General features: G+C 40.6%; 7 protein-coding genes and 3 tRNA genes. 6 read left to right on the top strand and 4 right to left on the bottom strand.

Going from position 1 to position 7,475, the window contains the following annotated elements; all coding sequences use genetic code 11:
• Window positions 1–98 precede the first annotated feature (98 nt).
• The 3 genes from G322_RS0115845 to G322_RS0115855 all read right to left on the bottom strand — a co-directional run bounded on the left by G322_RS0115845 (window position 99) and on the right by G322_RS0115855 (window position 468).
• Window positions 99–175, bottom strand: a tRNA-Pro gene (locus G322_RS0115845).
• A 99-nt stretch (window positions 176–274) separates the two neighbouring features.
• Window positions 275–350 (bottom strand) — tRNA-His (locus G322_RS0115850).
• A gap of 41 nt (window positions 351–391) precedes the next feature.
• Window positions 392–468: transfer RNA gene (locus tag G322_RS0115855), tRNA-Arg, on the bottom strand.
• A 241-nt stretch (window positions 469–709) separates the two neighbouring features.
• Between G322_RS0115855 and rnr the strand changes: the two genes are divergently transcribed.
• Complete coding sequence (rnr, locus tag G322_RS0115860; protein WP_022942705.1) at window positions 710–3,259, top strand: ribonuclease R; 2,550 nt, start codon at window positions 710–712, stop codon at window positions 3,257–3,259.
• A 71-nt stretch (window positions 3,260–3,330) separates the two neighbouring features.
• Window positions 3,331–4,071: a 23S rRNA (guanosine(2251)-2'-O)-methyltransferase RlmB gene (rlmB, locus tag G322_RS0115865; RefSeq protein WP_022942706.1), complete on the top strand. Its 741-nt coding sequence runs from the start codon at window positions 3,331–3,333 to the stop codon at window positions 4,069–4,071.
• A 38-nt stretch (window positions 4,072–4,109) separates the two neighbouring features.
• Here the strand turns inward: rlmB and G322_RS0115870 are convergent, their stop codons facing one another.
• Window positions 4,110–5,366 carry a DUF481 domain-containing protein gene (locus G322_RS0115870; protein ID WP_022942707.1) on the bottom strand — a complete coding sequence of 419 codons (1,257 nt, stop codon included), beginning with the start codon at window positions 5,364–5,366 and terminating at the stop codon, window positions 4,110–4,112.
• 217 nt (window positions 5,367–5,583) lie between these two features.
• On the opposite strand from G322_RS0115870, the gene rpsF reads away from it, so the two are divergent.
• Genes rpsF through rplI form a run of 4 tightly spaced genes read left to right on the top strand, consistent with a single transcriptional unit; the run spans window position 5,584 to window position 6,993 of the window.
• Complete coding sequence (gene rpsF / locus G322_RS0115875; protein WP_022942708.1) at window positions 5,584–5,973, top strand: 30S ribosomal protein S6; 390 nt, start codon at window positions 5,584–5,586, stop codon at window positions 5,971–5,973.
• An 8-nt stretch (window positions 5,974–5,981) separates the two neighbouring features.
• Window positions 5,982–6,287: a primosomal replication protein N gene (priB, locus tag G322_RS0115880; protein ID WP_022942709.1), complete on the top strand. Its 306-nt coding sequence runs from the start codon at window positions 5,982–5,984 to the stop codon at window positions 6,285–6,287.
• A gap of 9 nt (window positions 6,288–6,296) precedes the next feature.
• A complete protein-coding gene (gene rpsR / locus G322_RS0115885; RefSeq protein WP_022942710.1) occupies window positions 6,297–6,524 on the top strand; it encodes a 30S ribosomal protein S18 in 228 nt (75 codons plus the stop codon).
• A 16-nt stretch (window positions 6,525–6,540) separates the two neighbouring features.
• A complete protein-coding gene (gene rplI / locus G322_RS0115890) occupies window positions 6,541–6,993 on the top strand; it encodes a 50S ribosomal protein L9 (protein ID WP_022942711.1) in 453 nt (150 codons plus the stop codon).
• Window positions 6,994–7,475 lie beyond the last annotated feature (482 nt).

Below are 7,475 nucleotides of genomic sequence, written 5' to 3' on the forward strand. Positions count from 1 at the left end.
AATGATTCGAGCCAGTGAACGCCCCTAATTTCTCTATTAAAGGTTCTAAAAAGCAAAAAGCCCGCTAGATAATTAAATCTAGCGGGCTTTTCTAAATGTGGTCGGTGATAAAGGATTCGAACCTTTGACCCCCTGGTCCCAAACCAGGTGCGCTACCAAGCTGCGCTAATCACCGAAATTTTTTATTTAGACTTTGTCCAGTGGACAAAGGCTTTGGATATTAGCTACTAAGCTACGCTAATCACCAAATATCTTGTTTTACATCGAGAAAAGATGGGGCGAATGACGGGGATTGAACCCGCGACAACCGGAATCACAATCCGGGGCTCTACCAACTGAGCTACATCCGCCACTATAAACTAAAGAATTGAATCATTGTCAACCGAAGTATTGGCGCACCCGACAGGAGTCGAACCTGTGGCCTTTGCCTCCGGAGGGCAACGCTCTATCCAGCTGAGCTACGGGTGCTCACGTCTTTAGCGTGGCGCGAATATTACTGAAGCTTTGGATTTCTGTCTACTCTTTTTTGACTGTTTTCTGAAAATAGATGTTAACTGCTTATTGTTCGAACAGTTAACCCACACAAAAGGGTCAGAGCAACTGATTTTCAATACTCCGCCCCTTTGATTTCCTCTGGTTGTTAATAAATAGGGTGATCTCACTGTTTTCAGATATACTTTCAGTAACTACATTATTAAGAGCCTTCATTATGACACAAGACCCGCATCTCGAAAGAGAATCACAAACTTACGAACATCCAGTACCTAGCCGCGAATTCATTTTAGAGTACCTAAAACAACAGGAAAAGCCGATCACGCGTGACGCCATGTTTAAGGCATTTACATTAAACAGTGAAGAGGAAGCAGAGGGTCTGCGTCGCCGTTTAAAAGCGATGGAGCGTGATGGTCAACTAGTTTGGTGTCGTAATGCGACTTACGCCCTGCCTGAGAAACTAGATCTAGTAAAAGGTAAAGTGATTGGTCATAAAGATGGCTTTGGTTTTTTAAAGAGCCCCGATCAAGAAAAAGATCTGTTTTTACCCAATCACCAGATGCGTTTTCTTTTCCACGGAGACGAGATATTAGCGCAGCCGGTGAAAGTAGATTCACGCGGTCGTACTGAAGCACGTTTTGTTCGCCTGCTTGAAGCGCGCACAGCAACGATTGTGGGTCGCTATTTTGTTGAAGATGGTATCGCAATGGTGATCCCTGATGACTCTCGCATTAACCAGCAGATTCTGATTAATAAAGAGAACAACGGTGGTGCACGTCACGGCCAAATTGTAGTCGTTGAAATACTCAAACGCCCCAAAGCACGTTTTAGTGCACTGGGAAAAATTACTGAAGTATTAGGCCAAGATATGCAACCGGGCATGGAAGTTGAAATCGCCTTGCGTACCCATGACATTCCTCACGAATGGCCTAAAGAGTTAGAAAAAGAACTAAAAGTGTTTGGCGAATTTGTGCCTGATCACGCGATTGAAGGCCGTGTGGACCTACGCGAACTGCCCTTAGTTACGATTGACGGTGAAGATGCACGTGATTTTGATGATGCTGTTTTTTGTCAAAAAGAGCCAAACGGTGGCTGGCGTTTATGGGTTGCGATTGCTGATGTCAGTTATTATGTACGTCATAACACTGTTTTAGATAAAGAGGCGATCAACCGTGGTAACTCGGTTTATTTCCCTGACCAAGTCATCCCCATGTTACCCGAAGTATTATCAAATGGTCTCTGTTCTCTCAATCCGCAAGTTAATCGCCTGTGTATGGTCAGTGAAATGGTCATTGGTAAAGATGGTCATCTAAAAAATTACAAATTCTACGAAGCAGTAATGAGTTCACATGCGCGTTTTACCTACACCAAAGTAGCTAAAATCCTGGAAGGCGATGAAGAATTACGTGAGCAATACAACCCATTAGTCCCTCATTTAGAAGAGCTTGAAAAGCTTTACAAAGCCTTCAAACAAGCACGTAAAATCCGTGGTGGTATGGAGTTTGAAACACTAGAAACACGTTTCATCTTTGATGAAAACCGTAAAATTGAATCCATTGAACCCCTAGTACGCAACGATGCACACAAGATCATCGAAGAGTGTATGATCGCGGCAAACGTTGCCTCTGCACGCTTGATTGAAAAAGCACAAGCGGCGGCACTGTTCCGTGTGCATGAAACACCGAGTGAAGAAAAATTAGTAAACTTCCGTTCATTCTTGGGTGAGCTTGGTTTAAGCCTTGGTGGTGGAGATAAACCTGCACCGCGTGATTACGCAGATTTAGCAGAACTGTTTGCAGGCCGTGAAGATAGCGAACTACTGCAAACCATGTTGCTACGTTCGATGAAACAAGCGGTTTATCAAGATGAAAACTTAGGTCACTTTGGTTTGGCATTAGGTGAATACTCACACTTCACCTCACCGATTCGTCGCTACCCTGATCTAATTTTACATCGCGCGATTAAATACTTGGTTAAACACCAAGAGAAAGGCCAGCTTAAATCGAAATGGACAGAAACAGGTGGTTTCCATTATCAACACAGTGAAATGGGCAAGCTAGGTGAGCATTGCTCGATGACAGAGCGTCGTGCTGATGATGCAACACGTGATGTAGCTGATGCCTTGAAATGTGAATATATGCAAGACCATATTGGTGATGTGATGGTTGGCACCATTGCGGCGGTAACAAACTTTGGTTTCTTTGTACGTTTAAATGATATTCATATCGATGGACTGGTACATGTGACGGGTTTATTAAGCGATTATTATATCTTCGATGCTGGCAAGCAAACCCTTAAAGGCGAACGCACAGGCCGTACTTACCGTATTGGTGATGTGTTAGAAGTGAAAGTATTAGCGGTTAATTTAGACGATAAAAAGATCGATTTTGAACTAGCAGATGAAGCGTTAGCAGGTCAGCGTAAACGTGGTTTTAAAAAAGGTGATAAAGATCGCCCGATGGATAAACGTGCACGTAATAAGAAAGATCTCCAAGAAAATGAACAGTCTGCCGATCAGCCTAATGAGCAGTCTGAGAAAAAACCGTCTAAAAAACCCAAGAAAAATATTAAGAGAGCAGGTAAAAAACTAACAGAAGAAGAGCTTGCAAAAAGAAAAGCGGCGAACAAACAAAAGAAAAAGCCTAAAAGAAAAGTAACACAAGGCGAAAAGAATACGGCTTCTTCTAAAAAGAAAAAAACAACGGCAACCGGCAAAAAAGCAAGTCGAGCAGCACGCACGAATGCTAAGCCCAACAATAATAGATAAATAATATAATAGATAAACAACATTAGCAGGTGAAACATTGCTTTCACCTCTTTTATAAAGAGATAAGTAAGATGAGTAAAAGTGAAATAATTTATGGCATGCATGCCGTTGACGCGATATTAGAGTTGCAACCTGAACGTGTGATAGAAATTTACACCCTTAAAGGTCGTGATGATCAACGTTTAACCGACATCAGCCTCAAAGCACAGGAGTGGGGAATATCCGTACAACAGATGTCACGTAAAGCACTGGATGAAAAATCTAAAGAGGAGCAACACCAAGGTATTATGGCACGTATTAAAATTGCCAAAGTATTAACCGATAACGATTTAGACCCTATCCTCAATGAATTAAATGAGCCTCCATTTTTACTTATTTTAGACGGTGTCACTGACCCGCATAATTTAGGTGCATGTTTACGTAGCGCCGATGCAGCAGGTGTACACGCGGTGATTATCCCTAAAGATAACTCAGCAAGCTTTACACCCGTTGTACGTAAAGTTGCTTGTGGCGCAGCGGAATCAGTACCCCTGATTCATGTGACTAATCTGGCGCGTTGTATGCGCAACCTACAAGAGAAAGGCATCTGGATATACGGCACTGCAGGTGAAGCCGAACAAGATATTTACGATTGTAAATTTGCAGGTGGTATTGCCATTGCAATGGGCGCGGAGGGTAAAGGATTACGCCGTTTAACGCGAGAGCATTGTGATGAACTAATTAAACTACCCATGGCAGGTGCAGTGTCTAGTTTGAATGTTTCTGTGGCAACAGGTGTTTGTTTGTTTGAAGTGGTTCGTCAGCGTCGTTAAAACATTATAGCTGCTGATGGACATCACTATCAGTAGCTTTAAAACGCATACAATAGACTCAAACCACTAACCACTTCTTTATTAACTGTATCCACGGGCACATTCTGGGTGAACTTATATTCCAGATCAAAAATCAAGTATAACTCTTGGTAGAGTCGGTTTTGTGCTTTAAAGTTTAAACTATAAACACTGTTATTATGTCCCGCCTCTAATACTGCATCTAATTTCACTTGCAAGCTTTCAGTGACAATACGCTCATAGTTCAAACGTGTACGCACAATAAATTCATCCACTGAAACTGCATCTTCACCAATATTAGGCACGGCAAAACGATAACCAGGACCTATTTCGATATTAAATTTATGCTTGACGGTATTAAAAAAGATGCGCCCATAACCCACGGTAAATATATCCTCTTGATCATAGCTTGAAAATTGGCTACGACTTATATCGCTACGCGCAAACATGAGGTTAGTGGGGTCTAAATTATAATCTACCTGTAACTGCCAACGGTACTTTTCGGTACTCATCTCATCATCTTCATTTTCAAATTCAAAATCTAAATCACTGTTGATATTATATTTATCTGTTTCATCATAATCTAAAATCAAGCGTCCTTTTATCTGTTTGGTCACTTGATTGTCTTGCTCATAGTTAAAGCCAAACTCAATAGAGCCTGATAAGCGTTTATCTTCAATAAAAACATCTTTACTTGTGGCATCTTCTGCTGAATTTTCTGTGCTAGAGGCTTTTTTAGCCGATTGAATTTTCACTAGATCTGGCTGATATTGTATCGATTTTTTAACCAGTCCAATATCCGTTTGAAATTGACCACTTTCTTCATCTTTTAGCACCAAGATGAATTGCTCTAGTTTCTGATTTTGTTGTGATAATTGTATTTTATTCGCGCTTAATTGCTCTGCGAATAAAACAAGTTTCTGTTGTAATCTTCTATTTTTATCACTCAATAATGCAATTTTATTATTTTGTAGCGCGTATGCTCGCCTCTCTTTTTTAAGCGCGCTATTTTTTTGGGCAATGCTCTCTATTGCAATATCAAGCTGAGGCTGCAAATCTTCCTGCTGTGGCGCGAAAGGATCATTGAATGAGAAATGAAAACTATCAAGGGATGATATCTCATCAGTTAATGCATTGATGGGCAGAGGTGTTGTAGGCGTAGAGATAATTTCACTGTTATTCGATTGCACAGGCAATGGTTTATCAGTAAATAACCAAACGTTGGCAACTAACACCGCGACATTTGCTAATAAAATATAAAACCAACGAGAAACCACGACACCACACTCAAATTACAATGATAAGAACCACTATTCTAAGTTGTTCATAAGTAGATGCAATGGTTAAAGTGTAAAGGTAAACTTAACTTGCGTTAGTTCACATTAAACTGTATAATTTGTCGCCTTAAATCAGCCACTCTTTTTGTTCCTTGCTTCTATTTGGTACGGCTGATCCAAGTTAAGAAGCTACTAACCCGTAAGGAGCGATTTTTATATGCGTCATTATGAAATCGTAGTTATGGTTCACCCAGATCAGAGTGAACAAGTAAATGGTATGATCGAACGTTACACAGCATCTATTACAGAAGCTGGTGGTACGATCCATCGTCTAGAAGACTGGGGCCGTCGTCAACTGGCTTACCCAATCAACAAACTGCATAAAGCACACTATGTTCTTATGAACATTGAAGCAGAGCAAAAAGTAATCGATGATTTGGAAACTGCTTTCCGTTTCAACGATGCTGTGATCCGTAATATGATCATGCGTACTAAAACTGCTGTGACTGAAGCATCTGTAGTAGCAAAAGCAAAAGAAGAACGTGCTGAACGTGCTCCTCGTGCTCCGCGCCCAGAAGCTAAGCCTGAAGCAACTGCTCAAGCATAAGCAACCTAGTGACTGAAAACTTTTTGCGACTCTCGGGTGTAGTAACTGAAAAGCCTACATTTAAAGTCAGTCCAAGTGGTGTTGAACATTGTAATTTTACAATCGAACATCGCTCAGTGCAGAAAGAGGTTGAGCTACCACGCAACGCATTTTGTTATATGCCTGTTGTAATAAGTGGAAAACTTGCCGTTCAGTTAAAACATAAATTATCGAAAGGTATGCAACTTAGAGTAAGTGGTTTTATCACTTATCAACAAAGCGCCAACAAAATTGGCAAACTGGTGTTGCACGCTCAGTACATAGAACAAATTTGAGGAAATACCATGGCTCGTTACTTCCGCCGTCGTAAATTCTGTCGCTTCACTGCTGAAGGTGTTAGCGAAATTGATTACAAAGACGTAGTTACATTAAAGAATTACATCACTGAAAGTGGTAAAATCGTACCAAGCCGTATTACTGGCACATGTGCGAAATACCAACGTCAACTAGCGCGCGCTATCAAACGTGCACGTTACTTGTCACTTATCCCTTACACAGATTTACACAAGTAAATAGGAGCTATATATTATGGAAGTTATCCTACAAGATACAGTTGCTAACCTTGGTAAACTTGGCGATAAAGTAAGTGTTAAAGCAGGTTACGCACGTAACTTTCTTTTCCCACAGCAAAAAGCTGTACCAGCAAACAAAGCAAACTTAGACGCTTTTGAAGCACGTCGTGCTGAATTAGAAGCTAAGCAAGCTGCCAACCTTGCTGCTGCACAAACGCGTGGAGCTACACTTGAAGCCTTAGAAGCGATTGTTATCTCTTCTAAATCTGGTGATGAAGGTAAACTATTTGGCTCAATCGGTACACGTGACATTGCTAACGCAATCACGGCTGCTGGTGTTGCTGTAGTTAAAAGTGAAGTTCGTCTTCCTGAAGGCGCTTTACGTAACACGGGTACTTATGAAATCGCAGTTTCTGTGCATTCAGACGTTTCTACTATTGTTACAATTGAAGTTGTTGGCGAAGAGTAATCTTCCTCTAACAATTTGAATAACAAAAATACCTGCTTTTGAGCGGGTATTTTTTTGCCTAGAATTTAAGAAACTAAAGCAGTTTCACTGTTTATTGACACGGGGTCTGAAGTTGCAACTATTGTTAAAATTGAAGTTGTTGGTAAAGAGGTATCTTCCCTTAATAACTTGAATAATACCGATTACATTAAGTATGTGATCTAAATTTTGCGCAGGAAAATAGCTAAATTTAAGGCGTAAGTTGACGTAAATGGTTGTTCCCTTTACAAAACTTACAACGCAGAAGTGAGTTATTTTAACCAGTAAAATAGATTAGCTATTTACTGTAATTGGTATAATAAGAATACCGGCTTCCGAGCGCTTACTTTGTAACAAGAAGTTTTGCCTAGAATTTAAGAAACTAAAGCAGTTTCACTGTTTATTGACACGGGGTCTGAAGTTGCAACTATTGTTAAAATTGAAGTTGTTGGTGAAGAGGTATC

Origin of the sequence: Psychromonas hadalis ATCC BAA-638 (assembly GCF_000420245.1) — a bacterium.
Lineage (GTDB): Bacteria > Pseudomonadota > Gammaproteobacteria > Enterobacterales > Psychromonadaceae > Psychromonas > Psychromonas hadalis.